Annotated in this window: 33 protein-coding genes and 1 pseudogene; 29 read left to right on the top strand and 5 right to left on the bottom strand. The window is 70.0% G+C overall.

The features are described from left to right. Nucleotides 1–14 precede the first annotated feature (14 nt). From gltX to J4N02_RS12265, 3 genes are read left to right on the top strand one after another with little or no spacing between them, the layout of a single operon-like run. Nucleotides 15–1,490 (top strand): glutamate--tRNA ligase, encoded by a 1,476-nt coding sequence (gene gltX, locus J4N02_RS12275; RefSeq protein ID WP_188333152.1) that lies wholly within the window; start codon nucleotides 15–17, stop codon nucleotides 1,488–1,490. Further along, nucleotides 1,487–2,215 carry an SDR family NAD(P)-dependent oxidoreductase gene (locus tag J4N02_RS12270; protein ID WP_188333151.1) on the top strand — a complete coding sequence of 243 codons (729 nt, stop codon included), beginning with the start codon at nucleotides 1,487–1,489 and terminating at the stop codon, nucleotides 2,213–2,215. The genes gltX and J4N02_RS12270 overlap by 4 nt, the downstream gene beginning before the upstream one ends. Then, complete coding sequence (locus J4N02_RS12265; protein WP_188333150.1) at nucleotides 2,215–3,108, top strand: sucrase ferredoxin; 894 nt, start codon at nucleotides 2,215–2,217, stop codon at nucleotides 3,106–3,108. The genes J4N02_RS12270 and J4N02_RS12265 overlap by 1 nt, the downstream gene beginning before the upstream one ends. On the opposite strand, the gene meaB is transcribed toward J4N02_RS12265, so the two are convergent. From meaB to mutA, 3 genes are read right to left on the bottom strand one after another with little or no spacing between them, the layout of a single operon-like run. Next, nucleotides 3,109–4,104 (bottom strand): methylmalonyl Co-A mutase-associated GTPase MeaB, encoded by a 996-nt coding sequence (meaB, locus tag J4N02_RS12260; protein WP_182816667.1) that lies wholly within the window; start codon nucleotides 4,102–4,104, stop codon nucleotides 3,109–3,111. It lies immediately after the preceding gene. Continuing rightward, a complete protein-coding gene (gene scpA / locus J4N02_RS12255; protein WP_188333149.1) occupies nucleotides 4,101–6,293 on the bottom strand; it encodes a methylmalonyl-CoA mutase in 2,193 nt (730 codons plus the stop codon). Before scpA ends, meaB begins: the two co-directional genes overlap by 4 nt. Beyond that, nucleotides 6,290–8,164, bottom strand: a complete 1,875-nt coding sequence (gene mutA / locus J4N02_RS12250; protein WP_188333148.1) for a methylmalonyl-CoA mutase small subunit — start codon at nucleotides 8,162–8,164, stop codon at nucleotides 6,290–6,292. Before mutA ends, scpA begins: the two co-directional genes overlap by 4 nt. Nucleotides 8,165–8,475: 311 nt before the next feature. Here mutA and J4N02_RS17210 point away from each other — a divergent pair. The 6 genes and pseudogenes from J4N02_RS17210 to J4N02_RS12225 form a co-directional block, all read left to right on the top strand. Then, nucleotides 8,476–8,715, top strand: a pseudogene (locus J4N02_RS17210) (Gfo/Idh/MocA family oxidoreductase); the annotation flags it as partial. Nucleotides 8,716–9,133: 418 nt separating this feature from the next. Beyond that, nucleotides 9,134–9,586 (top strand): Gfo/Idh/MocA family oxidoreductase, encoded by a 453-nt coding sequence (locus J4N02_RS16950; protein ID WP_243760798.1) that lies wholly within the window; start codon nucleotides 9,134–9,136, stop codon nucleotides 9,584–9,586. 56 nt (nucleotides 9,587–9,642) lie between these two features. Continuing rightward, nucleotides 9,643–10,806 (top strand): peptidoglycan-binding domain-containing protein, encoded by a 1,164-nt coding sequence (locus J4N02_RS12240; protein WP_188333147.1) that lies wholly within the window; start codon nucleotides 9,643–9,645, stop codon nucleotides 10,804–10,806. A 10-nt stretch (nucleotides 10,807–10,816) separates the two neighbouring features. Next, nucleotides 10,817–11,455: an ABC transporter ATP-binding protein gene (locus J4N02_RS12235; protein ID WP_188333146.1), complete on the top strand. Its 639-nt coding sequence runs from the start codon at nucleotides 10,817–10,819 to the stop codon at nucleotides 11,453–11,455. After that, on the top strand, nucleotides 11,452–12,546 hold the full coding sequence (locus J4N02_RS12230) for an ABC transporter permease (protein WP_188333145.1): 1,095 nt from the start codon (nucleotides 11,452–11,454) through the stop codon (nucleotides 12,544–12,546). Before J4N02_RS12235 ends, J4N02_RS12230 begins: the two co-directional genes overlap by 4 nt. Nucleotides 12,547–12,970: 424 nt before the next feature. Then, a complete protein-coding gene (locus J4N02_RS12225; RefSeq protein ID WP_188333144.1) occupies nucleotides 12,971–13,564 on the top strand; it encodes a hypothetical protein in 594 nt (197 codons plus the stop codon). Between the two features lie 18 nt (nucleotides 13,565–13,582). Here the strand turns inward: J4N02_RS12225 and J4N02_RS12220 are convergent, their stop codons facing one another. Next, nucleotides 13,583–14,752 carry a phosphoglycerate dehydrogenase gene (locus tag J4N02_RS12220; protein ID WP_182816654.1) on the bottom strand — a complete coding sequence of 390 codons (1,170 nt, stop codon included), beginning with the start codon at nucleotides 14,750–14,752 and terminating at the stop codon, nucleotides 13,583–13,585. Between the two features lie 29 nt (nucleotides 14,753–14,781). Next, nucleotides 14,782–15,858, bottom strand: coding sequence for a 3-phosphoserine/phosphohydroxythreonine transaminase (gene serC, locus J4N02_RS12215; RefSeq protein WP_188333143.1), 1,077 nt, complete (start codon nucleotides 15,856–15,858; stop codon nucleotides 14,782–14,784). Between the two features lie 365 nt (nucleotides 15,859–16,223). Here serC and rpsJ point away from each other — a divergent pair, with 365 nt between their 5' ends. The 20 genes from rpsJ (at nucleotide 16,224) to rpmD (ending at nucleotide 25,606) form a co-directional block, all read left to right on the top strand. Beyond that, on the top strand, nucleotides 16,224–16,535 hold the full coding sequence (gene rpsJ / locus J4N02_RS12210) for a 30S ribosomal protein S10 (protein ID WP_129459144.1): 312 nt from the start codon (nucleotides 16,224–16,226) through the stop codon (nucleotides 16,533–16,535). 11 nt (nucleotides 16,536–16,546) lie between these two features. Next, on the top strand, nucleotides 16,547–17,200 hold the full coding sequence (gene rplC / locus J4N02_RS12205) for a 50S ribosomal protein L3 (RefSeq protein WP_182816650.1): 654 nt from the start codon (nucleotides 16,547–16,549) through the stop codon (nucleotides 17,198–17,200). Nucleotides 17,201–17,202: 2 nt separating this feature from the next. After that, the gene (rplD, locus tag J4N02_RS12200) at nucleotides 17,203–17,904 is read left to right on the top strand and encodes a 50S ribosomal protein L4 (RefSeq protein ID WP_182816647.1); all 702 of its coding nucleotides are present in this window, start codon (nucleotides 17,203–17,205) and stop codon (nucleotides 17,902–17,904) included. Then, nucleotides 17,901–18,209 carry a 50S ribosomal protein L23 gene (gene rplW / locus J4N02_RS12195; RefSeq protein ID WP_208090959.1) on the top strand — a complete coding sequence of 103 codons (309 nt, stop codon included), beginning with the start codon at nucleotides 17,901–17,903 and terminating at the stop codon, nucleotides 18,207–18,209. Before rplD ends, rplW begins: the two co-directional genes overlap by 4 nt. Before the next feature lie 18 nt (nucleotides 18,210–18,227). Then, on the top strand, nucleotides 18,228–19,064 hold the full coding sequence (gene rplB, locus J4N02_RS12190) for a 50S ribosomal protein L2 (RefSeq protein WP_182816646.1): 837 nt from the start codon (nucleotides 18,228–18,230) through the stop codon (nucleotides 19,062–19,064). 17 nt (nucleotides 19,065–19,081) lie between these two features. After that, nucleotides 19,082–19,363: a 30S ribosomal protein S19 gene (gene rpsS / locus J4N02_RS12185; RefSeq protein WP_131167443.1), complete on the top strand. Its 282-nt coding sequence runs from the start codon at nucleotides 19,082–19,084 to the stop codon at nucleotides 19,361–19,363. Nucleotides 19,364–19,389: 26 nt separating this feature from the next. Continuing rightward, complete coding sequence (rplV, locus tag J4N02_RS12180; protein ID WP_182816643.1) at nucleotides 19,390–19,791, top strand: 50S ribosomal protein L22; 402 nt, start codon at nucleotides 19,390–19,392, stop codon at nucleotides 19,789–19,791. 2 nt (nucleotides 19,792–19,793) lie between these two features. Continuing rightward, nucleotides 19,794–20,603 (top strand): 30S ribosomal protein S3, encoded by an 810-nt coding sequence (rpsC, locus tag J4N02_RS12175; RefSeq protein WP_182816642.1) that lies wholly within the window; start codon nucleotides 19,794–19,796, stop codon nucleotides 20,601–20,603. A gap of 3 nt (nucleotides 20,604–20,606) precedes the next feature. Continuing rightward, a complete protein-coding gene (gene rplP / locus J4N02_RS12170) occupies nucleotides 20,607–21,026 on the top strand; it encodes a 50S ribosomal protein L16 (protein WP_182816640.1) in 420 nt (139 codons plus the stop codon). Then, entirely contained in the window at nucleotides 21,026–21,256 is a 231-nt protein-coding gene (gene rpmC, locus J4N02_RS12165; protein ID WP_182816638.1) for a 50S ribosomal protein L29, read from the top strand. Before rplP ends, rpmC begins: the two co-directional genes overlap by 1 nt. A gap of 9 nt (nucleotides 21,257–21,265) precedes the next feature. Continuing rightward, complete coding sequence (gene rpsQ / locus J4N02_RS12160; protein ID WP_182816636.1) at nucleotides 21,266–21,532, top strand: 30S ribosomal protein S17; 267 nt, start codon at nucleotides 21,266–21,268, stop codon at nucleotides 21,530–21,532. 222 nt (nucleotides 21,533–21,754) lie between these two features. Continuing rightward, complete coding sequence (gene rplN, locus J4N02_RS12155) at nucleotides 21,755–22,123, top strand: 50S ribosomal protein L14 (RefSeq protein ID WP_182816634.1); 369 nt, start codon at nucleotides 21,755–21,757, stop codon at nucleotides 22,121–22,123. Between the two features lies 1 nt (nucleotide 22,124). After that, nucleotides 22,125–22,496: a 50S ribosomal protein L24 gene (gene rplX / locus J4N02_RS12150; protein ID WP_182816632.1), complete on the top strand. Its 372-nt coding sequence runs from the start codon at nucleotides 22,125–22,127 to the stop codon at nucleotides 22,494–22,496. Between the two features lies 1 nt (nucleotide 22,497). Further along, complete coding sequence (gene rplE / locus J4N02_RS12145) at nucleotides 22,498–23,148, top strand: 50S ribosomal protein L5 (RefSeq protein ID WP_182816630.1); 651 nt, start codon at nucleotides 22,498–22,500, stop codon at nucleotides 23,146–23,148. 7 nt (nucleotides 23,149–23,155) lie between these two features. Then, entirely contained in the window at nucleotides 23,156–23,341 is a 186-nt protein-coding gene (locus J4N02_RS12140; RefSeq protein ID WP_182816628.1) for a type Z 30S ribosomal protein S14, read from the top strand. Between the two features lie 89 nt (nucleotides 23,342–23,430). Next, complete coding sequence (gene rpsH, locus J4N02_RS12135) at nucleotides 23,431–23,838, top strand: 30S ribosomal protein S8 (RefSeq protein WP_182816626.1); 408 nt, start codon at nucleotides 23,431–23,433, stop codon at nucleotides 23,836–23,838. A 16-nt stretch (nucleotides 23,839–23,854) separates the two neighbouring features. Then, a complete protein-coding gene (rplF, locus tag J4N02_RS12130) occupies nucleotides 23,855–24,397 on the top strand; it encodes a 50S ribosomal protein L6 (protein ID WP_182816624.1) in 543 nt (180 codons plus the stop codon). A gap of 2 nt (nucleotides 24,398–24,399) precedes the next feature. Beyond that, entirely contained in the window at nucleotides 24,400–24,780 is a 381-nt protein-coding gene (rplR, locus tag J4N02_RS12125) for a 50S ribosomal protein L18 (protein ID WP_182816623.1), read from the top strand. A gap of 20 nt (nucleotides 24,781–24,800) precedes the next feature. Next, nucleotides 24,801–25,424 (top strand): 30S ribosomal protein S5, encoded by a 624-nt coding sequence (rpsE, locus tag J4N02_RS12120; protein WP_182816621.1) that lies wholly within the window; start codon nucleotides 24,801–24,803, stop codon nucleotides 25,422–25,424. Then, on the top strand, nucleotides 25,424–25,606 hold the full coding sequence (gene rpmD / locus J4N02_RS12115) for a 50S ribosomal protein L30 (protein WP_182816619.1): 183 nt from the start codon (nucleotides 25,424–25,426) through the stop codon (nucleotides 25,604–25,606). Before rpsE ends, rpmD begins: the two co-directional genes overlap by 1 nt. Nucleotide 25,607 lies beyond the last annotated feature (1 nt).

The following is a 25,607-nucleotide window of genomic DNA, read 5'->3' as shown; positions in this document are numbered from 1 at the left end:
GTCTGGGCCGCACCATGACTGATGTTTCGCTCTCGCCCGCGCGCCTGCGCGTGGCGCCGTCCCCCACGGGTGACCCCCACGTCGGGACGGCCTACATGTCGCTGTTCAACCTCGCCTGGGCCCGCAAGACCGGCGGGGCGTTCGTGCTCCGGATCGAGGACACCGACCGCGCCCGCTACGTGGCCAGCTCCGAGCAGCAGATCTTCGACACCCTGCGCTGGCTCGGCCTCGACTGGAGCGAGGGACCCGACGTCGGCGGCCCGTACGCGCCCTACCGGCAGAGCGAGCGGCTTGACACCTACGCCCCCTACGTCGAGCAACTGCTCGCGGCGGGGCACGCCTACCACTGCTGGTGCAGCCCCGAGCGGCTGGCTCAGATGCGGGCCGAGCAGCAGGCGTCCAAGCAGGCCAACACGGGCTACGACCGGTTGTGCCACGGCAAGACCCGCGACGAGCGCGCCGCCCTGCCCGGCTTCACCGAGACCCCGGTCGTGCGCATGTACATCCCTGAGGACGTCGAGCTGGTGTTCGAGGACCTCGTCCGGGGGCCGGTGTCGGCGCCGCTGCCCGACGACCAGGTGATCCTGAAGACAGACGGATTCCCGACCTACCACCTCGCCGTGGTCGTCGACGACCACCTGATGGGCATCACCCACGTGGTGCGCGGCGAGGAGTGGATCAGCTCGACCCCCAAGCACATCCTGCTGTACCGCTGGCTGGGCTGGGACGTGCCGGCGTTCGCGCACATGCCCCTGCTGCGCAACACCGACAAGTCCAAGATCAGCAAGCGCAAGAACCCGGCCGCCCGCCTGGAGTGGTTCCGCGAGCAGGGCTACCTGCCCGAGGCGCTGCGCAACTTCCTGCAGCTGCTGGGCTACCCGCCGGCCTCCGACGAGCAGGAGGTCTCGACCTTCGAGGAGTTCGTCGAGGGCTTCGAGTGGTCGAAGGTGAACACGGTCGGGCCGGTGTTCGACCTCGACAAGCTGAACTGGCTCAACGGGCACTACATCCGCGCGCTGTCCTCCGACGAGCTCGCCGACCGCATCGTCGAGCACCTCGCGCACACCGGGGTGTGGGCCGAGCCGTCGGCGGACGACGTCGCCCGGCTGCGCGCCGCGACCCCGCTCATCCAGGAGCGGCTCGTGCTGCTCTCGGAGGCGCTGGACAAGGTGCAGTTCCTGTTCACCCCCGACGCCGAGCTGGAGCTCGACGAGGCCTCGGTGAACGCGCTGCCCGAGAACGCCGCCGCCGTCGTGGACGCCTCGTTGGCCGTGCTCGAGGGCCTGCCGACGTGGGACGACGAGTCCATCCAGGCCGCCCTCCGCGCCCGTCTGGTCGACGACCTCGGCATCAAGCCGAAGTTCGCCTTCGGCCCGGTGCGCGTCGGCGTGACCGGCTCGCGGGTCTCCCCGCCGCTGTTCGAGTCGATGGCCATCCTGGGCCGCGAGTCGTCCCTGGCGCGGCTGAAGGCGTTGCGCGAGGCGCTGTGACCGGCGTCCTCGCCGTGTTCGGCGGGCGCTCCGAGATCGGTCTGGCGATCGCCCGGCGACTGGCGCCCGAGGCGTCCGTCGTCGTGCTGGCCTCCCGGCCCGACCCGGACGCCGCGGGCCCACCCTCCGACCTGCCGGGCGCGGTGGTGGTCGACTTCGACGCCGACGACGTGGGCAACCACCGGGCGGTCGTCGGGGCCATCGAGGAGCGGCACGGGCCGATCGACACGGCCGTGCTGGCGTTCGGGATCCTCGGCGACCAGACCCGGGCAGAGCGCGACGAGGCCGAGGTGGCGCGCGTCCTGCACACCGACCTCGTCGCCCAGGCGTCGCTGCTGACCGTGCTCGCCGACGTGATGCGCGGGCGGGGCCGGGGGAGCATCGTCGCGTTCTCCTCGGTCGCCGGGGTGCGCGTGCGACGGGCCAACTACGTCTACGGCTCGGCCAAGGCCGGGCTGGACGGGTTCGCCTCCGGCCTCGCCGACGCCCTGCACGGCTCGGGGATCGACCTCGTGATCGCCCGCCCGGGGTTCGTGGTGGGGCGGATGACCCGCGGCATGGCGCCCGCGGTGTTCAGCTCCACGCCCGACCAGGTCGCCGACGCCGTCGTCGCGCGCCTGCGTGGGGGAGGCCCTGTCGTAGTGTGGATCCCATGGCAGCTCCGGGTGATGTTCGCGGTGGCCCCGTTCGTGCCCCGGGCGATCTGGCGACGGATGCCCCGCTGATGGAGTGCTCCACCGCCTGGGAGGGGCTGTCCGCCTGGGGCACCGCCGCCCGCGCCGACTTCTGGGTCGCGCTCGAGCAGCCCGGCCCGTGGGGCCGCGACGCGCTGGTGGAGTCGCGCCTGAGCCCCGAGCTGGGGGAGCGCTGGGGCGCCGCCGTCGCCGCCGTGGGCGGGCGGATGCTGCTCATCCGGGCGCCGGGCCAGCACGCGGCCTCCGACGGCTTCCAGTCCCGGCGGGTCTTCGTCTCCGGCGGTCTGGCGGGCGGTGGCTGGCTGCTCGAGGGCGTGGCCCTCACCGAGGACGAGTTCGACGCCGTGCCGTGGCCCCTGGTCGCGGCCGGTGACGTCGCCGGCGTCCGCGCCGCCTGCCCGTGGCTGCGCCCCGCGGCCCCCGTGCTGCTGGTCTGCACCAACGCCAAACGCGACCGCTGCTGCGCGCTGCGGGGGCGTCCGATCGTGAACGACCTGGCCGCCGAGGGCCTGCGGGTCTGGGAGTGCTCCCACACCGGCGGGCACCGCTTCGCGCCGACCGGCGTGGTCCTGCCGCTGGGCCAGGTCGTCGGCCGGCTGTCGGTCGAGCTGGGCCGCGAGGTGCTGGACGCCGCGGCGTCCGGGCGGTTCGCGATGGGGTCGCTCACCGAGGCACACGACCGCGGGGTCAGCTTCCTGCCCCCGCGCGAGCAGGCGGCGGTCTCGGCCGTGCGCGCCGGGACGGGGGAGACCGAGCCGATCGCGCTGGCGGTGGTGGGCGACGACGGGGCCACCGTGACCGTCCAGCACGCCGGCGGCCGGGTCTGGGAGGTCGCGGTCGTCCGGGCCGAGGGTCAGGCCCTCCCCGAGTCGTGCGGCAAGCCCGCCAAGCCCAGCGAGACGTGGCGGGTCGCCCCGGCCTGATCAGCCGGCGAAGTCGGCCTTGAAGGCGGCCAGGATCTCGGCCGAGGCCTCCACGGCGCTCAGCTCGCCCGTCGACACGGACGCCTCGAGGCCCGGTACCAGCGCCTTGACGGCGGGCGAACGCCGCAGCGCGGTCAGCAGGTCGTCGCGGACCAGAGCCCACATCCAGTCGCGCTGCTGCTCGGCGCGACGCTCGGCCAGCGAGCCCGACTCCTCGAGGGAGGCGCGGTGGGCCACGACGGCGTCCCAGACCTCGTCGAGGCCGTCGCCGGTGTAGGACGAGGAGGTGAGCACGGGCGTCCGGCGGCCGCCGGACTCGGACCGGATGAGCTTCATAGCGATCGTCAGCTCGCGCGCGGCCACGCGAGCCTCCTGCAGCCCGTCGCCGTCGGCCTTGTTGACCGTGATCACGTCGGCCATCTCGAGGATGCCGCGCTTGATGCCCTGCAACTGGTCGCCGGTGCGGGCGATCATCAGCAGCAGGAAGGTGTCGACCATGCCGGCCACCGCGACCTCGGACTGCCCGACGCCGACGGTCTCGACGATGATCGTGTCGAAGCCGGCCGCCTCCATGATCAGCATGCCCTCGCGGGTGGCGCGCGCCACGCCGCCGAGGTGGTTGCCCGAAGGGGAGGGCCGGATGAACGCCTGGTCGGTCACCGCCAGGTCGGCCATGCGGGTGCGGTCGCCCAGCACCGAACCGCCCGAGCGCGACGAGCTCGGATCGACCGCGAGCACGGCCACCTTGTGGCCCCGCTCGATCAGCCGCACGCCCATCGCGTTGCAGAACGTCGACTTGCCGGCCCCGGGAACGCCCGAGATGCCGACGCGGATCGCCTTGCCCGTGTGCGGGCGCAGCAGGGTGAGCAGTTCCCGTGCCTGGTCGCGGTGGTCGGGGCGCGACGACTCGACGAGCGTCAGCGCCCGGGCGACATGAGCACGGGACCCGGCGACCACGTGTTCAGCAAGGGTCGCCGGGTCCAGTGTCTGCCTCATGCCTCGGAGGCCACCAGCCGCTGCAGCAGCGTCTGCAGCAACTCGTGGGCCGAGGCGGGGATCTTCGTGCCGGGCGGGAAGATCGCGTCAGCGCCCTTCTCGCGCAGCTCGGCGAAGTCCTGGCTCGGGATGACGCCGCCGACGACGATCATCAGGTCCTCGCGCCCGAGCTTGTCCAGTTCCTCGCGCAGCGCCGGTACCAGCGTGAGGTGCCCTGCGGCCAGCGACGAGACGCCGACCATGTGCACGTCCGCCTCGATCGCCTGGCGGGCGACCTCCTCCGGCGTCTGGAACAGCGGGCCCACATCCACGTCGAAGCCGAGGTCGGCAAACGCCGTGGCGATCACCTTCTGGCCGCGGTCGTGGCCGTCCTGGCCCATCTTCGCGACGAGGATGCGCGGGCGGCGGCCCTCCAGCTCCTCGAACTTCTCGACCAGGGCGCGGGTGGCCTCGGTCTCCTCCGTCGTTCCCGACTCCTTGCTGTACACGCCACTGATCGTACGGATCTGCGCCGTGTAGCGCCCGAACTCCTTCTCCAGGGCGTCGGAGATCTCGCCCAGCGAGGCCTTGGCGCGCGCGGCGTCGATGGCCAGCTTGAGCAGGTTCCGCTCGGGGTCGGTCGGGTCGGGGTTCGCCGCGGCCCACGTGAGCTTGTCGAGGGCGGCCTGGGTGGCGGCCTCGTCGCGCTCGTCGCGCAGCTGCTGCAGCTTGGCGATCTGCTCGGCGCGCACCTGGGCGTTCTCGACCTTGAGGACCTCGATGCCCTCGTCGTCCTCGACCAGGTACTTGTTGACGCCGATCACCGGCTGGCGGCCCGAGTCGATCCGGGCCTGGGTGCGGGCCGCGGCCTCCTCGATGCGCATCTTCGGGATGCCGGCCTCGATGGCCTTGGCCATGCCGCCGGCCTCCTCGACCTCCTGGATCAGCGCCCACGCCTTGGCGGCCAGGTCGGCCGTCAGGCGCTCGACGTACGCCGAGCCGCCCCACGGGTCGATCGGACGCACGGTGCCCGACTCCTGCTGGATGAACAGCTGGGTGTTGCGGGCGATGCGGGCGGAGAAGTCGGTCGGCAGGGCGATGGCCTCGTCGAGCGCGTTCGTGTGCAGCGACTGCGTGTGGCCCTGCGTGGACGCCATGGCCTCCAGGCACGTGCGGGTCACGTTGTTGAACACGTCCTGCGCCGTCAGCGACCACCCGGAGGTCTGGCTGTGAGTGCGCAGGGACATCGACTTGGCGCTCTTGGCGCCGGCGTCCTTCACCAGGCGCGCCCAGAGCATGCGCGCGGCACGCATCTTGGCGATCTCGGTGAAGAAGTTCATGCCGATCGCCCAGAAGAACGACAGGCGCGGTGCGAACTTGTCGACGTCCAGGCCGACGGCCTGACCGGCGCGGATGTACTCCACGCCGTCGGCCAGCGTGTAGGCCATCTCGATGTCGGCGGTCGCCCCGGCCTCCTGCATGTGGTAGCCGGAGATCGAGATCGAGTTGAACTTCGGCATGTTCGCGCTGGTGAACGCGAAGATGTCGGAGATGATCCGCATCGACGGGGTCGGCGGGTAGATGTAGGTGTTGCGGACCATGAACTCCTTGAGGATGTCGTTCTGGATGGTCCCGGCGAGCTGGTCGGGGCTCACGCCCTGCTCCTCGGCCGCCACCACGTAGAACGCCAGGATCGGCAGCACCGCGCCGTTCATGGTCATCGACACCGACATCTGGTCCAGCGGGATGCCCTCGAACAGCTGGCGCATGTCCAGGATCGAGTCCACGGCCACGCCGGCCATGCCCACGTCACCGGCCACGCGCGGGTGGTCGGAGTCGTAGCCACGGTGGGTGGCGAGGTCGAACGCGATCGAGAGGCCCTTCTGGCCGGCCGCGAGGTTGCGGCGGTAGAAGGCGTTGGACTCGGCCGCGGTCGAGAAGCCCGCGTACTGGCGGATCGTCCACGGCCGGTTCACGTACATCGTCGAGTACGGGCCGCGGAGGAACGGCGGCAGGCCGGGGCGGGTGTCGAGGAAGTCCAGGCCCTCGAGGTCGTCGTCGGTGTACAGCGGCGCGACGGCCAGCTGCTCCGGCGTCTCCCACGAGGCGTCGGTCGCGCCGGCCGCGGCGAGCGCGTCGGCGTAGGCCTGCGCGGCGTCCGCGGACGGACGGCCGTCGCCGAGCTCGACGGAATCGAAGCGGGGGATCATCGGGCCACTCCCAGGGTGTCGAAGACGGAATCAAGGAACTTCACGACGTCCATGCCCAGGGCGATGGTGCCGTCGAAGAGGCCCTCGGGGGCCTCGCCGGCCTCGGCCAGGTTGCCGGCCAGGTAGACCTTCTGCACGCCGGCGTCCTTCAACGCCTGCGCGACGGGCACGGCCTGCTCGGCGTAGACCTTCGCCGAGCTGGCGAGCACGGCCACCAACTGGGCCTGCTCGGCCGCCTTGGCCGCGATCTCCTCGGGGCTGCCGCCGTGGCTCTGGGTGGCGTTGATGCCGCCGACCAGGAGCACGTTGGAGGCGAAGCCCTGGCGACCGCCGAAGTCGCGCTGGGCGCCCAGGCAGGCGAGCAGCACGTCGGGGGCCGACCCGGTCGCGGCCTCGTGGGCCCACGCCCGGTCGCGGAGGGTCTCGAAGACCTCGGCGTCGCGGATCTGCTTCAGGCCGCCGAACGCGGGGGCCTCGGGGCGGGCCTTGGCCTCGTAGGCCTTCTCGCCGGCCAGCGGGAACATGCTCACGCCGGTCAGCTCGATGGAGCGGTTGGCCAGCTTGGTCGCACGGTCGGCGTTGACGGCGTCGATGCGCTGCGCGACGTCACCGGACGCCAGCGCCGCGGCCATGCCGCCGGCCGCCTCGACCTGCTGGACGAGCGCCCAGGCGGCCTTGGCGAGCTCGTCGGTCAGCGACTCGACGTACCAGGAGCCACCGGCCGGGTCCTGCACGCGACCCACGTGGCTCTCCTCAGCGGCGATCACCTGCGTGTTGCGGGCGATGCGGCGGCTGAAGGAGGTCGGCAGGCCCGCGGCGTGGTCGAAGGGGAGCGCCGTGATGGCGTCGGCCCCACCGGCCGCGGCCGCGAAGGTGGCGATGGTGACGCGCAGCATGTTCACGTGCGGGTCGACCTTGGCCATCATGCGCGGGCTGGTGACCGCGTGGATGCGCGCACCGCGCGCCGCCTCGGGGACGCCGCACTCCTCGGTCACGCGCGCCCACAGGCGGCGCAGCGCACGGAGCTTGGCGATCGTGGCGAACTGGTCGGCGGTGGCGGCGACGCGGAACTCGAGCTGCCCGGCGGCGTCGGCGGGGGAGACCCCGGCCTCGTCGAGGGCGCGCAGGTACGCGATGCCGGTCGCGATCGCGAAGCCGAGCTCCTGCACGTCGGAAGCGCCGGCCTTGTGGTACGGCAGCGTCTCGACGGTGAGGGCGGTCACGCCCGCCAGGCCGGCGACCTCGTCGACCCAGCGCTTCAGGGCGCCGAGGTCGGGCTCGGTGCCGTTGAGGGCGGCGAAGGCCAGCGGGTCGATGCCCAGGTTGCCCTTGGCGGCGTTCAGGTCGCCGCCGGATCCCTTCAGCACCGCGAGCAGGGCCGCGGCCGCGGCGTCCTGGTCGGTGCGCGAGAACACGCGGGCGGCCGCGAGGTCGAGCTTGACGTCGGCCAGGGCGGTGGCGAGGGAGTCGGCGCTGATCGCGTCGGGGTCGATGCGAAGCCACACCGAGGTGGCGCCGCGCTCGAGGTCGTCCAGGATCGCCTGCCGCGTGACGGCGACGTCCGGGTCCTCGTGCAGCTGCCGGACGCCCCACGCGACGGCCTCGCCGGTGCGCACGACCGAGCCACGGGTGAACGGCATCGCGCCCGGGTAGCCGAGCGGGGCGTCCTCATCGGAGCTGGTGTACAGGGGAGCGACGTCGATGTCGTCCAGAGTGGTCGAGGTCAGGCGCTTCAGCCCCTGCTCGATGGTCAGTTCCTTGCCTTCCGGACGCCCGCGGTTGAGGACCTTCAGGACCTCTGCCTCCCACGCGGCGTCGGTGGCCGGGGCGAAGCCACCAGCCAGGGTGAGCTGTTCGGAGTCAGCCGACATGCGGACCTACCTCTACGTGTCTTGTCCGCCGACACCCCCGGTCGGAGCGCCGGACTTCCCCCCACTCTATTCCCACCAAGGGGGGCCGCGCTCGTCGGGGTGCACCCACGGGGTCGCTCGGCGCGGGTCGTCCCGCCTCCCCGATCGAAAACCGGCCACTGGTGAGGGACCTCATGGTCGGTGCCGCGGTGTGTTGTCAGGGAAGAACCTCGCGCGAGGACGCTTCTCGACCCAATCGTCCGGACCACGGGTGCTCGCGTGGCAGGCTGGCCCCGGACCGGGGGCGTCCCGGTCGGTGAGGAGGAGTGGCCATGGGTGGGGACCTGCGGGTCGGGGTCGTGGGGTGCGGCGCGCGCGGTGGCCTGGCCCGCGAGGCGCTCGACACCGACGGGTCGCTGGCGGTGGTGCCCGACCTCGACGCGCTGCTCGGCCTCGGGCTGGACGCGGTGATGGTCCTCACCCCCGACGACCTGCACGCGCCAGTGGCGCTGGCCACGCTGGCCGCCGGCGTCCCCACCTTCTGCGAGAAGCCGCTCGCGACGACCACCGCCGGCTGCGACGCCGTGCTGCGCGCGGCCCGCGAGCACCGCACGCGCCTGTACGTGGGGCACAACATGCGCCACATGCCCGTGGTCCGGCAGATGAAGGCGCTCGTCGACGGCGGCGCGATCGGCACGGTGAAGGCGATCTGGTGCCGCCACTTCGTCGGCGCGGGACCGGCACGCCGAGCGGTCTCGCGTGACGTCGCTGCTGCTGCAGAAGGGCGCGCACGACCTCGACGTGATCCACTGGCTGGCCGGCGGGTACACCCGCCGGGTCACCGGGCTGGGCGACCTGGCTGTGTAGGGCGACATCACCAGCCGCCGCGACAACTCAGACCGCACGCTGTGGGACTGGTACTCGGCCGACAACTGGCCGCCCACCGCCCAGACCGACCCCAACCCGGTCATCGACGTCGAGGACATCTCGATGCTGCAGATGCGCCTGGACAACGGGGTGCTGGCCAGCTACCAGCAGTGCCACTTCACGCCCGACTACTGGCGCAACTACACGGTCATCGGGGACGCCGGCCGGCTGGAGAACGTGGGCGACGACGGGGGCGACGTGATCCACGTCTGGACGTCGCGGCACAGCTCGGCCCGGCACCCCGACCGGACCGAGGTCATCGCCGCCGAGGAGGGCACTCACGGGGGCGCGGACCCGCGGCTGGTCGCCGAGTTCCTGCTGTTCGCCCGCGAGGGTGGGGCGACCGACACCTCGCCGGTCGCCGCGCGCGAGGCCGTCGCGGCCGGCTGCGCCGGGGCGGACTCCCTGCGCACCGGGTCGGCGCCGGTCGACGTGGCGCCCCTGGACCCGGACCTGGTCGCCCACTTCGAGGTGGGGACAACCGAGGCTGGTCCGCCCTCTCGGGCAGGAGTGTGACCGGTTGGGCAGAGGGGCGCCCGGGGTCCGGCGGGGTGGCGTGCCAGACTGTCCCCATGACGTCTGAGGGAACGATGCACCCGCGGTCGCGCACGGTGCGCCCCGGACGGATCGTGTGGGGGATCCTCGCGTTGGCCCTGCTGGTCCTGGCCGGGTTCTGGGCGGGTCGGGTGACCATGCAACCGCCCGCCGTGGCCACCGACCTGCCCGATGCCGAGGTGCTGGTCGACGTCACGGAGCAGACCCTGGGGCGTGAGCTCAATCTGAATGTGACGGTGTCCCAGCCTCGGCGGGTGTTGGCGGCGAATGCGCTGACCGGGGTGGTCACGTCGGTGTCCGACACCGGTGAGGTGGCCGTGGGGGACGAGTTGTACCGCGTGGCGGGTGTCCCGGTGCGAGCGGTGCAGGGCGCCACCCCGTTCCACCGGGCGTTGGGTCTGCGTGACCGTGGTGAGGACGTGCGCCAACTCCAGCAGGCGCTGGTGGCCCTGGGCCTGCTGTCGGCTGCGGACGGGACGTACGGGGCGTCGACCGAGCGTGCGGTCAAGACGTGGCAGAAGCAGCTGGGCATCGCGCAGTCGGGGCGGGTGGCGCTGGGTGAGCTGGTGGCGGTGCCGCACCTGCCGAGCGCGTTGAGCCTGGACGCCGACGTGATCGGCCCCGGTGTGGTGCTGGCCGGCGGGGAGAAGGTCGTCCACGGCAACGTCGGTGAGCCGACGTTCGTGTTGCGCCTGTCGCAGCAGCAGGCCCGGTTGGTGCCGGAGTCGGCGACTGTGACGATCAGCTACCAGGGCCATGAGTGGCAGGCCGTGGTGGCGGGCACCGAGAACGACGACGTGGGTGACACACTGTTCCACCTGCGCGCCCCCGATGGTGGGCCGGTGTGTGGGGTGGACTGTGGGTCGGTGTCGACCGGCGGGGAGATCTTCGTCCGCTCCCGGGTGCAGGTGGTTCCGCCGACGAGCGGGCCCGCCGTGCCGGTGGCCGCGATCACGACCCACCCTGACGGCACGGCGTCCGTTCTCGTCGTGGACGCCGCCGGCACCCGGACCGCACGCCCCGTGACGGTGCTGGGCTCCCAGGACGGTGTCGCGGTCGTGGACGGCGTGGCGGAGGGTGAGCGCGTCCAGGTGCTCGCCGCCGGGAACGCCGCGCGGGGGGCGGGCGCTGTGGACCCGGCCCCGCCGGCGTCCTCGCCCGAACCGACGCCTGAGCGGTGAGGCGGCGGGCGTGCTGGGGGTGCGGGACGTTCGGTTCGCCTACCGCAAGGGTGCCGAGGAACTGTTCGGCGGGCTCACCCATGACTTCGCGCCCGGCCGCGTGACGGCGCTCACCGGGGCGTCGGGGCGCGGCAAGTCGACGCTGTTGTACCTGGTGGGCTTGCTGCTCACCCCGACCGGCGGGCAGGTGCTGCTCGATGGTGAGCCGGTCTCCGAGGCCTCGGACGCCGTGCGTGCGGTCGTCCGCGCTCGCCGGGTGGGGTTCGTGTTCCAGGATTCCGAGCTGGATCCGTCGCGGCGCGTGATCGACTCGGTGCTGGAGCCGGCCCTGTACGCCGGCCACCTGCGCGAGGACAAGCTGCAACGCGCCCGCGCCCTGCTGGAGCAGTTCGGCCTGGGGCATCGTGCCGACCACCGGCCGGGGCAGGTGTCGGGTGGGCAGGCGCAGCGCCTGGCCGTGTGCCGGGCGCTGCTGCTGGAACCCGACATCGTGCTCGCCGACGAGCCGACCGGGAACTTGGATCGTGACAACGCTGCGCTGGTGTTGGGTGCCCTGGTGGATGTGGCGCGCGGTCAGGGGGCGACGGTTGTGATCGCGACGCACGATCCGTTCGTGATCGCGCAGGCCGACGAGGTGGTGCAACTGTGAGGTTGCGGGCACTGCTGCGTGAGGCGTGGGCGACCGCCTGGGCGGCGAAGGTCTCCTCGATCCTGACGGTCGTGGTGGTGATGGCGATGTGTCTGGCCGCCCTGGTGACCGTGGGGCGGTCGGCGGCGGCTGCGTTCGACGTGGCTGACCGGATGGAGCAGGAGGGCGCTCGCCGGTTGTCGGTGGTCGACACCCGCGGTGGTGGGTTCGTCAACGCGCGGACGTTGGCGGTGGTTCGGCATGTGAGCTCGGTGGAGTCCGCCGACGCGTTGGGGGCGCCGTTCGACGCGGTCAACGGGCTCATCGGCCCGGGGGGAACACGGTTGCCGGTGTGGCCGGTGCTTGGTGAGGTGGACCATGTGGGGGAGATCGTGCGGGGCAGGGTGCCGCGGCCGGGTGAGGCGGCGGTGTCGGCGTCCCAGTTGCGGACGTGGGGGCTGGCCGAACCGGTCGGTTACCTGACCACCGTCGATGGGATGACCCAGTACCCGATCGTGGGCGCGTACCGGGCCCGGCCACCGTTCGAGGACCTGGCCGCTGGTGGTCTGGTCGTGGCGCTGCCGGGTGCAGAGGGTCGGGAGTTGCGGGTCGTGATCGACGATGTCGCCTCGGCCAGGTCGACGGTGCGGTCGATCCTGTCGATCCTCGCGCCGACGGACGTGCAGGGGGTACAGGTCGATTCGCCGGCCGCGTTGGCTGAGACGGCGCGGGACCTGAACGCGCAGATGAGCGAGTTCGGGCGCACTCTGTTGGTGTTGATCCTGGGTGCTGGCGGGTTCTTCGTCGCCGCGGTGGTGTTGGCAGACGTGTTGATCCGGCGCCGTGACCTGGGACGCCGCCGCACCCTGGGCGTGACCCGGGCCGACCTGATCGCCCTGGTCACCTTGCGGACCCTGATCACCGCCCTGCTCGGGGCGGCCCTGGGCTGTGCCGGGGGTTGGATCATCAACCAGGTCAGCGGGCACCCCACCCCGGTGGACTTCACGCTCGCCATCGGCGTGCTGGCGGGGCTGGTCGCCGCCATCGCGGCGCTGCCTCCCGCCGCCTACGCGTCCCGCCTTGATCCGGTCGACGTCATGCGCACGCCGTGAAGCTGGCCGGACGGGTGGCTCGCGGGCGCCATCGAGAGCAGTGCCTGATTGTCACGCTCGCGGAACCGACTCTTGACAGGTGGTCTCAGGTCTGGAAAGACTCCCTTGACGCTGTGATCTGCGGTCACCGGAGGAGAAGCCGCGTGGCGCTGGAACCCGACCCAAAGGAGGGGAAGAAGGGCATGAGAAGTGGATTCCGTATCGTGACGGCCGCGGTGGGGGCACTGGTCGTCGTCGTGGCGGCTGCCAGCCCAGCGCATGCGTTGGTGGAGAAGCGTGGGTCGAAGAGTTGCTCTGCACCCGGCTGTGGTCCCGGCGTGTGAGGTCTGCAGTGCGTCGGACGCCAGCGCGAGGCGCACTGGGGCTCTGCCTGCTCCTGACGATGCTCGGCTGCGCAGTGCCCGGTGCCGATGACGAGGCCCCAGTGACCGAGCAGGCCGGGCCCGGGCAGGAGTGGCGCCCGCGAACGCCGGTGCAGGACCTGCCCAGCCTGACCGAGGAGGAGAAACGACAGATCCGGGAGTTCGATCTGGCGCGTCGGGCTGCGGACCTGCGACTGGACGATCCCCCGCCGACGTGGGAACTGGTTCGATGGATCACTCCCGACGAGGTCGGCGAGGTGAGCAAGCACTGCTTGGAGGAGTTGGGGTTCTCGGTCGAATCAGCGTCAGACGGGCACGGCTACCGTCTGGCCCAGCCCTTGCCGGAGTCCCAGGTCTCCGCCTACCACGAAGCTGTGTACAGCTGTGCGTCTCGATACACCGTGGATCCGACCTACGGCCAAGGTCTGACCGACGACCAGCTCCGTGTTGTCCACGAGTACTACACCGACGTGTTGATGCCCTGCATGGCTGAACTTGGCTTCGCCCCGAGCACTGTGCCGAGCCGAGAGCAATTTCCAGCGGCGTACCGGAACGAAGGCTGGACTCCGTTCAACGAACTGGACAAGGCGAGCCTCGACAAGGTCCAGCAGTCGTGCGCACTGGAGCCCCCGCTCGGGGCGCTCTTCGGACGGTGAGGGAGCAGCACCTGCGGTTCAGACCAGGCGGGCCGACAGCACTCCCTCGATCTCGCCCAAGCGTCGTATCAGGGCGTCCGGCACCTCGCCGTTCACGTCGACCAGCGTGTAGGCCAGCTCACCGCGCGAGGAGTTCAGCAGGTCGGCGATGTTGAGGCGGGATTCGCCGACGATCGTGGAGATCTGGGCGACCATGTTCGGCACATTGGCGTTGGTCAGCGCGATCCGTTGGGCGCCGGCCGAGCGGGCCAGCTGCGCGGTCGGAAAGTTCACCGAGTTCCGAATCGTCCCCTCCGTGAGGTATTCGCGCAGTTCCTCCACCGCCATGACCGCGCTGTTCTCTTCCGCCTCGCGCGTGGACGCCCCGAGGTGGGGGAGCGTCACCACCTTCGGCCGCTTGTTGAGCAGCGGCGTCGGGAAGTCGCATACGTACCCGCGCAGCTGGCCGCTCTCGAGGGCCTCGATCAGGGCGGTCTCGTCCACGATGGGGCCGCGCGCGAAGTTGATCAGCACGGCCGAGTTCTTCATCGCGCGGAACTGGGTGTCGCCGATCAGGCCCCGGGTGCCGTCGACCAGCGGGATGTGCAGGGTCACGATGTCGGACCGGCGCAGCAGCTGGTCCAGGGAGATGACGCGCTCGACGTTGCTGGACAGGCGCCACGCGTGCTCGACCGTGATGGCCGGGTCGTAGCCGAGCACCTTCATGCCGAGCGAGATCGCCACGTTGGCCACCTCGACACCGATCGCGCCCAGACCGATCACGCCGAGCGTGCGACCGGGCAGCTCGAAGCCGACGTAGTTCTTCTTGCCGGCCTCGACCAGCTTGTCCATCGTCTCGTGGTCACCCTCGAGGCGGTGTGCGAAGGCCGCGGCGTCCACGATGTTGCGGGCGGCCAGGAAGATGCCGGCCACGACCAGCTCCTTGACCGCGTTGGCGTTGGAGCCTGGCGTGTTGAACACCGGGATGCCCCGCTTGGACATCTCCGCGACCGGGATGTTGTTGGTGCCGGCCCCGGCGCGGGCCACGGCCATCAAGGACGCCGGCACGGGTTCGCCGTGCAGGCTCGCCGAGCGCACGAGGATGGCGTGCGGGTCGGCGACGTCGGGCCCGACGTCGAAGGCGTCGGCGCCCAGGCGGGACAGGCCGGCCTGGCTGATCGAGTTCAGGGTGCGGATGCGAAAGGTCATGGTTCTCCTGCGAACGCGGCGGCGACGGCTCAGCCGTGCGTGCGCTCGAACTCCTTCATGAAGTCGACGAGGGCCTGGACGCCGGCCAGCGGCATCGCGTTGTAGAGGGAGGCGCGCATGCCGCCCACCGAGCGGTGGCCGGCCAGGTTGGTGAGGCCGGCGGCCTCGGCCTCGGCGACGAACTGCTTGTCGAGGTCGGGGGCGCTGATGAGGAACGGCACGTTCATCCACGAGCGGTACGCCGGCTCGACCGGGTTGGAGTAGAAGGGGGAGTCGTCGATGAAGCCGTAGAGCAGCTCCGCCTTCTCGCGGTTGCGCGCGGCCATGCCCTCGAGCCCGCCGTTGGCCTTCACCCAGTCCAGGGTGAGGCCGAGCAGGTAGAGCCCGAAGGTGGGCGGGGTGTTGATCATGGAGTCGGCACCCGCCTGGACGGTCCAGTCCCACACGGTCGGGGTCTCGGTGCGGGGGCGTCCGAGCAGGTCGCGGCGCACGACGACGACCACAAGGCCCGAGGGGCCCATGTTCTTCTGGGCCCCCGCGTAGATGACGCCGTGGGCGTCCACGTCGACGGGCCGGGACAGGATGGTCGAGCTCAGGTCGGCCACCACGGGGACGCCGGCCGCCGGCACGTGGTCGAACTCGAGCCCTCGGATGGTCTCGTTCGGGGTGTAGTGGAGGTAAGCGGCCTCGGCGGGCACCTCGTAGGAGCCGGGCGCCGGGATCGTGGTGAAGTTGCTGTCCGCGGTGTCGGCGACGACGGCCACGTCGGCGTACTTCTTCGCCTCGGCGATGGCCTTCTTCGACCAGTCGCCGGTGTTGAGGAAGGCGATGGTGTCGCCGGCGGCCGACAGGTTCATCGGCGCCGCGGCGAACTGGCCCAGCGCGCCGCCCTGCAGGAACAGGCAGGCGTACTCGTCGCTGATGCCCATGACCTCGCGCAGGGAGGCCTCGGTCTGCGCGGCGCAGGCGACGAACGCCTTCCCGCGGTGCGACACCTCCATCACCGACATGCCGGAGCCGCCCCAGTCGAGCAGTTCGGCCTGGGCCTGGTCGAGGACCTCGGTGGGCAGCATCGCCGGACCGGCGGAGAAGTTGTGCACGCGCATGCCCCGCATTGTTCACCCGCGCGGGGGCGCCCACGCGCGCGTCCCGGGGTGCGGGCGCTCCGCGGGAGCGTGATTTGCCGATGCCACGGCGTCCGACGTAGGATTGCAGGGTTGCTTTGACGCCGGTGGCGGCAAGGCGTCCTTCCGGGTGTCCCGGAGGGGTGCTCCGCCGGTAAAGCCAACCCGAGCAGGTCTGGTGGTTGACGCCGGGCCCGACCAAGTCCCAGGAATCTGAGATTTGTGCGGCCCTGAGAGGCGCGACACGCCCGACCGCGGGGGTCGGAGTGACAAGGGGTTTCTCACCCGAGGAGCCCAACGCGAGGCAGGGGAGTGATGCCCCCGGCCACGACCAACGAAGGAAACCCATGGCGGGACAGAAGATCCGGATCCGACTCCGGGCCTATGACCACGAGGTCATCGACACGTCGGCGAAGAAGATCGTCGACACGGTCACCCGTACCGGCGCTCAGGTCGCCGGCCCGGTGCCCCTCCCGACCGAGAAGAACGTGTACTGCGTCATCCGGTCGCCCCACAAGTACAAGGACAGCCGCGAGCACTTCGAGATGCGCACCCACAAGCGGCTCATCGACATCCTCGACCCCACGCCGAAGACGGTTGACTCGCTGATGCGTCTCGACCTTCCGGCCGGTGTGGACATCGAGATCAAGCTTCCGTGAGGTCGGCTGCCGTGAACAACAACCGCACTGTGAAGGGCATCCTGGGCTCCAAGCTCGGCATGACCCAGCTCTGGGACGAGAACAACAAGATCGTCCCCGTCACCGTCATCCAGGCCGGCCCCTGCGTCGTCACGCAGGTCCGCACGCCTGAGAAGGACGGCTACAACGCCGTTCAGCTCGCCTTCGGCGCCGTCAAGCCCAAGAACGTGAACAAGCCCGAGACCGGCCACTTCGAGGCTGCCGGCGTCACCCCGCGCAAGCACCTGGTGGAGCTCCGCACCGCCGACGCATCGGAGTACACGCTCGGCCAGGAGGTCACCGCCGAGACGTTCGAGGCCGGCCAGGTCGTCGACGTCACGGGCGTCTCCAAGGGCAAGGGCACCGCTGGTGTCATGAAGCGCCACGGCTTCGGTGGCCTCGGCGCCTCGCACGGTACCCACCGCAAGCACCGCGCCCCGGGTTCGATCGGCCAGTCCTCGACCCCGTCCCGCGTGTTCGCCGGCATGAAGATGGCCGGCCGCATGGGCGTCGACAAGGTGACCGTGCAGAACCTCACGATCCACTCGGTGGACGCCGAGCGCGGCCTGATCCTGGTCAAGGGCTCCGTGCCCGGCCCCAAGGGCGCCCTGGTCGTCGTGCGCACCGCCGCCAAGAAGGGAGCCTGAGCATGGCCGAGTCCCTGAGCGTCGCCATCCTTGGCACGAAGAAGAAGGCTGACCTGCCCGCCGAGCTGTTCGGCGTGCAGACCAACATCCCCCTGATCCACCAGGTCGTGGTGGCCCAGCTGGCCGCCGCCCGCCAGGGCACCCACGCCACCAAGACCCGCGGCGACGTCCGCGGCGGTGGCGCCAAGCCGTGGCGCCAGAAGGGCACCGGTCGCGCCCGCCAGGGTTCGCGCCGCGCCCCGCAGTGGACCGGCGGTGGTGTCGTGCACGGCCCGCAGCCCCGCAGCTACGCGCAGCGCACCCCCAAGAAGATGGTCGCGGCCGCCCTCCGTGGCGTCCTGTCCGACCGCGCCCGCGACGGTCGCCTGCACGTGATCGACACCTTCGTGAAGGGTGACAAGCCCTCCACCAAGGCCGCCCTCCAGGCGCTGGAGTCGATCGCCGGCAAGCGCGTCCTCGTGGTGCTGACCCGCGACGAGGAGATCGCGTGGCTGAGCCTCCGCAACGTGGCCAGCGTGCACCTGATCACCCCTGACCAGCTCAACGCCTACGACGCGGTCGTGGCCGACGACGTGGTGTTCTCCACCGCGGCGCTCGACGCCTTCGTCGCCGGTCCGGCCAAGGGCAAGTCGGTCAAGGCCGTCGCGACCGAGTCCGAGGTTGCGACGCAGTTGGAGCGTAGCGACAAGGAGACCGAGAAGTGAGCAACGCCCTGAAGATCAAGGACCACCGCGACGTTCTGATCGCGCCGGTCGTGAGCGAGAAGAGCTACGGCCTGCTCGACGAGAACAAGTACACGTTCCTCGTCGACCCGCGGGCCAACAAGACCGAGATCAAGATCGCCGTCGAGAAGGTCTTCGGCGTCAAGGTCACGTCCGTCAACACCATCAACCGCCAGGGCAAGAGCCGCCGCCTGCGCTACGGCACGGGCAAGCGTCCCGACACCAAGCGCGCGATCGTCACGGTCGCCGAGGGCCAGCGGATCGACATCTTCGGCCAGGGCAACTAAGGCGAGGACTGAACACACATGGCTATTCGCAAGTACAAGCCCACGACCCCGGGTCGTCGCGGCTCGTCGGTCTCGGACTTCTCCGAGCTGACCCGTTCCACCCCTGAGAAGTCGCTGCTCGTCCCGATCAAGAAGACCGGTGGGCGCAACAACCAGGGGCGCGTGACCACCCGCCACATCGGTGGTGGCCACAAGCAGGCCTACCGCATCATCGACTTCAAGCGGTACGACAAGGACGGCGTCCCGGCCAAGGTCGCTCACATCGAGTACGACCCGAACCGCACCGCCCGCATCGCGCTGCTGCACTACGTCGACGGCGCCAAGCGCTACATCATCGCTCCCGAGGGCCTGGCCCAGGGCGCGATGGTGGAGGCCGGCGAGGGCGCGGACATCAAGCCCGGCAACAACCTGCCGCTGCGCAACATCCCCGTCGGCACCACGGTGCACGCGGTGGAGCTGCGTCCCGGTGGCGGCGCCAAGATGGGCCGCTCCGCCGGTGCCGGCATCCAGCTGGTCGCCCGTGAGGGTCGCTTCGCCACCCTGCGCCTCCCCTCGGGCGAGATGCGCATGGTCGACGTCCGCTGCCGCGCGACGGTCGGCGAGGTCGGCAACGCCGAGCAGAGCAACATCAACTGGGGCAAGGCCGGCCGCAACCGCTGGAAGGGCATCCGCCCGACCGTCCGCGGTGTCGTCATGAACCCGATCGACCACCCGCACGGTGGTGGCGAGGGTCGCACGTCCGGTGGCCGTCACCCGGTCAGCCCCTGGGGCAAGCCCGAGGGTCGCACCCGTGACAAGAACAAGGCGAGCAGCAAGCTCATCATCCGTCGCCGCAAGTCCGGCAAGAAGCGCTGATCGGGGAGTAGGAAAGAATGCCACGCAGCCTGAAGAAGGGCCCCTTCATCGACGAGCACCTGGCCAAGAAGGTCGACGTGCAGAACGAGAAGGGCACCAAGAACGTCATCAAGACCTGGTCCCGCCGCTCCATGATCAGCCCCGACATGATCGGGCACACCATCGCGGTGCACGACGGTCGCAAGCATGTCCCGGTGTTCGTCTCCGAGGCCATGGTGGGTCACAAGCTGGGCGAGTTCGCCCCGACGCGTACCTACCGCGGCCACGTGAAGGACGACAAGAAGTCGCGTCGGCGCTGATTGCCGCGAGAACAGGAAAAGGATTCATGAGCAACAACGAGAGCCGGCCCAGCCGCCGTGCTGCGCTGCTCGGGGACCGTCCCGGCTCGTACGCCATCGCGCGTCACGTCCGGATGTCTCCGACCAAGGTGCGTCGTGTCGTGGACGTCGTCCGCGGCATGGACGTCAACGAGGCCCTCGCGGTGCTGAAGTTCGCACCGCAGGCCGCCTCCGACCCGGTCTACAAGGTGGTCGCCTCCGCGGCCGCCAACGCCGAGAACACCGAGAGCCTGCGGGCCGATGACCTGTTCATCTCCCAGGCGTTCGTCGATGAGGGCGTCACGCTGCGCCGCATCCGCCCGCGGGCCAAGGGCTCCGCGAGCCGGATCATGAAGCGTGCGTCGCACATCACCGTCGTCGTCGAGCCCAAGGGCACGAAGGGAGCCTGAGCATGGGACAGAAGATCAACCCCCATGGCTTCCGCCTGGGCATCACCACCGACCACAAGACCCGTTGGTACGCCGACAAGAACTACGCCGAGCTGGTCGCGGAGGACGTCAAGATCCGTGAGTGGCTGCGCACCAACCTGGAGCGCGCCGGCATCAGCAGCATCGAGATCGAGCGTCGCTCCGAGCGCGTCACGATCTTCCTGCACGCGGCGCGTCCGGGCATCGTCATCGGCCGCAGCGGTGCTGAGGCCGAGCGTGTCCGCGCGCAGCTGGAGAAGCTGACCGGCAAGCAGGTCCAGCTGAACATCCTCGAGGTCAAGAACCCCGAGATCGACGCCCAGCTGGTCGCCCAGGGCATCGCCGAGCAGCTCGGCGCCCGTGTGGCCTTCCGCCGCGCGATGCGCAAGGCGCAGCAGACCGCCATGCGGTCGGGCGCCCAGGGCATCCGGATCCAGTGCTCCGGCCGTCTCGGCGGCGCCGAGATGAGCCGCTCGGAGTTCTACCGCGAGGGTCGCGTCCCGCTGCACACGCTGCGCGCCGACATCGACTACGGCTTCTACGAGGCCCGTACGACGTTCGGTCGCATCGGCGTGAAGGTGTGGATCTACAAGGGTGACGTCTCCGGGTCGCGCGCCGAGCGCGCCGCCCAGAAGGCCGCCCGTGCAGCCGCCGCCGGCGGCCAGCGTCGCCCGGGCCGTGGCCCGCGCCGCGACGGTGGTCCCCGTGGCGATCGTCCCGAGCGTGGCGGACGCCGCCGCGCCGAAGCCGCAGCCGAGGCCCCGGCCGAGGCTGCGAACACCGAAGGAGCGTGACACATGCTGATTCCGCGTCGCGTCAAGCACCGCAAGCAGCACCACCCGAAGCGTGACGGGATGGCCAAGGGCGGCACCAAGCTGGCCTTCGGCGACTACGGCATCCAGGCGATGGACTCCGGCTACCTGACCAACCGTCAGATCGAGTCGGCCCGTATCGCCATGACCCGCCACATCAAGCGTGGTGGCAAGGTGTGGATCAACGTCTACCCCGACCGCCCCATGACCAAGCACCCCGCCGAGTCCCGCATGGGTTCGGGTAAGGGTTCCCCCGAGTGGTGGATCGCGAACATCAAGCCGGGCCGCGTGCTCTTCGAGCTCTCCGGCGTGCCGGAGGAGGTGGCCCGCGAGGCCATGCGTCTGGCCATCCACAAGCTGCCCTTCAAGGCACGCTTCATCAAGCGGGAAGCAGGTGACATCTGATGGCGAAGGCACTCGTCGCCGCTGACCTCCGCGGGCTGAGCCGCGAGGAGCTCAACAAGAAGGTCGTCGAGCTGAAGGAGGAGCTGTTCACGCTCCGCTTCCAGGGCGCGACCGGCCAGCTCGAGTCGCACGGCCGCCTGCGCGAGGTCCGCAAGGACATCGCCCGCGTCTACACCGTGCTCCAGGAGCGCAACCTGGGCATCGTCCCCGACCCGGACCTCGAGAAGTAAGGCACATCCGTGAGTGAGACTGTTGAGCGCAACGCGCGCAAGGTGCGTGAGGGCATCGTCACCAGCGACAAGATGGACAAGACCATCACCGTCGCGATCGAGCAGCGCGTCAAGCACGCCCTGTACGGCAAGGTCATGACCCGCACGATGAAGCTGAAGGCCCACGACGAGGAGAACGCCGCCGGCATCGGCGACCGTGTCCGCGTCATGGAGACCCGCCCGCTGTCGGCAACCAAGCGCTGGCGCCTGCTCGAAATTGTGGAGAAGGCCAAGTAATCGCGTACCCTTGGGGAGGTTTGCCTCGCGCAGACCCCACCGACTGATGGAGAGGGGGCTCTCGAGCCCCTCTCCCGACCCACGTTCGGAGCCGACGACGAGCTGACACCGGCTTGGAAACCCGACCAGCGAAGACCGCCGGCGCGCCACCGCAGGTGGCATCCGACACCGTTCCGCAAGGCCCCGCGAGGGAACCGGCGAAACAACAGGAGAAGAGAAGAAATGATCCAGCAGGAGTCGCGACTGAAGGTCGCCGACAACACCGGTGCGAAGGAGATCCTCTGCATCCGTGTTCTCGGTGGCACGAGGCGCCGCTACGCCGGCCTGGGCGACAAGATCATCGCCACGGTCAAGGACGCCATCCCGGGTGGCAACGTGAAGAAGGGTGACGTCGTCACGGCTGTCATCGTTCGCACGGCCAAGGAGACCCGTCGCCCGGACGGCTCGTACATCAAGTTCGACGAGAACGCCGCCGTCATCCTCAAGAACGACGGCGAGCCGCGCGGTACCCGCATCTTCGGCCCCGTCGGCCGTGAGCTGCGCGACAAGAAGTACATGCGCATCATCTCGCTGGCCCCGGAGGTGATCTGACATGGCGAACTCGCTCCACGTCAAGAAGGGTGACACCGTCAAGGTGATCGCCGGCGACGACAAGGGCGCCATCGGCGAGATCATCGCCGTGTTCCCCAAGGAGGGTCGCGTCATCGTCGAGGGCGTCAACCTCGTCAAGAAGCACACCGCGGCCAACCCGAACGCGGCCGGGAAGAACACCGGCGGCATCATCGAGACCGAGGCCCCGATCCACGCCAGCAACGTCCAGCTCGTCACGGGCTCGGGCAAGAAGGCCCAGGTGACCCGCGTGGGCTACAAGCGCGTCGAGGTGACCAAGCGCCGTCCCGACGGCACCGAGTACACCGCGACCCGTTCGGTCCGGATCGCCCGCAAGACCGGAGAGGAGATCTGAGATGGCCGAGACCGCTGTCAAGGAACTGCCCCGCCTGAAGAAGAAGTACCGCGAGGAGATTCGCGACGCCCTGAACTCCGAGTTCAACTACGACAACGTCATGCAGATCCCCGGTCTGGTGAAGATCGTGGTGAACATGGGTGTCGGCGAGGCCGCGCGTGACTCCAAGGTGATCGACGGTGCCGTCAAGGACCTCACCGCCATCACCGGCCAGAAGCCGCAGGTCACCAAGGCCCGCAAGTCCATCGCGCAGTTCAAGCTGCGTGAGGGCATGCCGATCGGCTGCCACGTCACCCTCCGCGGTGACCGCATGTGGGAGTTCGCCGATCGGCTGCTGACCCTGGCGCTGCCCCGTATCCGTGACTTCCGTGGCCTCTCGGCCCGCCAGTTCGACGGCCAGGGCAACTACACCTTCGGCCTCAACGAGCAGGTCATGTTCCACGAGATCGACCAGGACAAGATCGACCGCGTGCGTGGCATGGACATCACGTTCGTCACCTCCGCCACCACCGACGACGAGGGTCGCGCGCTGCTCAAGGCGCTCGGCTTCCCGTTCAAGGCGCCGGAGAACGACCCCAAGAAGGCCGTGGCCCGTCGTCGCGCCTTCACTGGCTCCAAGAGCCAGATCAAGAAGCAGATGAGCAGAAGGTGACCCACTGATGGCAAAGACTGGTCTGAAGGTCAAGCAGAGCCGCAAGCCGAAGTTCGAGGTGCGCGCGTACACCCGCTGCAACAAGTGCGGGCGTCCGAAGTCGGTGTACCGCAAGTTCGGCCTGTGCCGCATCTGCCTCCGCGAGATGGCGCACAAGGGCGAGCTGCCCGGTGTCATCAAGTCCTCCTGGTGAGCGACACCACCACCCACGATTCATGACGCGGTAGGTCCCCGCGGCGAGCGCCCCGGGGAAACCACGGCGAGAAAGAGGCCCAACAAGCCATGACAATGACGGATCCGATCGCAGACATGCTGACGCGTCTGCGGAACGCCAACCAGGCGTACCACGATTCGACCTCCATGCCGCACAGCAAGATCAAGGCGGGCATCGCCGAGATCCTGAAGCAGCAGGGCTACATCACCTCCTACGAGGTCATCGAGCCCGGCGAGGGCGAGGTCGGCAAGACCCTCAAGATCACCCTCAAGTACGGCGACAGCCGCGAGCGTTCCATCGCCGGCCTGCGTCGCATCAGCAAGCCCGGCCTGCGTGTCTACGCCAAGAGCAACGCGCTGCCCAAGGTCCTCGGTGGCCTCGGCATCGCGATCATCTCGACCAGCCAGGGCCTGCTGACCGACAAGGAAGCATCCCTCAAGAGCGTGGGCGGCGAAGTGCTCGCCTACGTGTGGTGACGGGAGGTAGCTGAACATGTCCCGTATTGGAAAGCTCCCCATCGCGATCCCGGCCGGCGTCGAGGTCACCCTCGACGGCCAGGACCTCCAGGTCAAGGGCCCCAAGGGCACCCTGTCGCTGACGGTCGCCCAGCCGATCCAGGTCGCGCGCAACGACGAGGGCCAGCTCGAGGTCACCCGCCCGAACGACGAGCGCGAGTCGCGTTCGCTGCACGGCCTGACCCGCACGCTGGTCAACAACATGGTCATCGGTGTCACCGAGGGCTACGAGAAGAAGCTCGAGATCGTCGGCGTCGGTTACCGCGTGATCAGCAAGGGCCCGCAGCAGCTGGAGTTCCAGCTGGGCTTCAGCCACCCGGTGATCATCGACGCCCCCGAGGGCATCACCTTCACGGTCGAGAAGCCGACGGCCTTCTCGGTCCAGGGCATCGACAAGCAGGTCGTCGGCGAGGTTGCGGCCAACATCCGCAAGCTCCGCAAGCCCGAGCCCTACAAGGGCAAGGGTGTCCGCTACGCCGGCGAGCGCATCCGCCGCAAGGTCGGAAAGGCTGGTAAGTGACGATGAGCTTGATCTCGAACAACAAGGGCATGGCTGCTCGCGCCAAGGCGCGCCTGCGTCGTCAGGCCCGTGGTCGCAAGAAGATCTTCGGCACCACCGAGCGTCCCCGCCTCGTTGTGACGCGCTCCGCGCGCCACATCCTGGCCCAGGTCATCGACGACACCGCCGGCCACACGCTGGCCGCGGCGTCCACGATGGAGGCCGACGTGCGTGCGGCGTCCGGTGACAAGAGCGCCAAGGCCAAGCAGGTCGGCACGCTCCTCGCCGAGCGGGCGAAGAAGGCGGGCGTCGAGTCCGTCGTGTTCGACCGCGCCGGCAACCAGTACCACGGACGGATCGCTGCGCTGGCTGACGCCGCGCGCGAGGCCGGCCTCGGATTCTGATCGAAGCGGAAAGGAAAACAATGGCGAACGAAAACGCGAACGCCCGTGGCCAGCGCGGCCAGGGCGGTGGCGAGCGTCGCGGCCGCGACGATCGTCGAGGCGGGCGCGACAACGCCGCCCGTGAGGAGAAGAGCCAGTACCTGGAGCGCGTGGTTGCCATCAACCGCGTCGCCAAGGTCGTCCAGGGTGGTCGTCGCTTCAGCTTCACCGCGCTCGTCGTGGTGGGCGACGGTGACGGCACCGTGGGTGTCGGCTACGGCAAGGCCAAGGAGGTGCCCGCGGCGATCGCCAAGGGTGTCGAGGAGGCGAAGAAGAACTTCTTCCGCGTCCCCCGCATCCTGGGCACCATCCCGCACCCCGTCCAGGGCGAGAAGGCCGCAGGCGTCGTCCTGCTGCGCCCGGCGTCCCCGGGTACCGGTGTGATCGCCGGTGGGTCGGCCCGCGCGGTGCTCGAGTGCGCCGGCATCTCCGACGTGCTGGCCAAGTCGCTGGGCAGCCCCAACGCGATCAACGTGGTGCACGCCACGGTGACCGCCCTGCAGCAGCTCGAGGAGCCCGAGCAGGTCGCCAAGCGTCGCGGCCTCCCCGTGGAGGACGTGGCCCCGGCCGCCCTGCTCAAGGCTCGTAAGGAGGGCGCTGCCTGATGGCCACCCTGCGCGTGACCCAGATCAAGAGCGCCAACAGCGCCAAGCGGAACCAGGCCGAGACCCTCAAGACCCTCGGCCTGCGGAAGATCGGCGACGTCGTGGAGCGTGAGGACCTGCCGCACTACCGCGGCATGGTCAACACGGTCATCCACCTCGTCTCCGTCGAGGAGGTTGACTGAC

Source organism: Propioniciclava sp. MC1595, assembly GCF_017569205.1.
GTDB lineage: Bacteria > Actinomycetota > Actinomycetes > Propionibacteriales > Propionibacteriaceae > Propioniciclava.
This window is presented reverse-complemented; position numbering and strand designations above follow the sequence as displayed.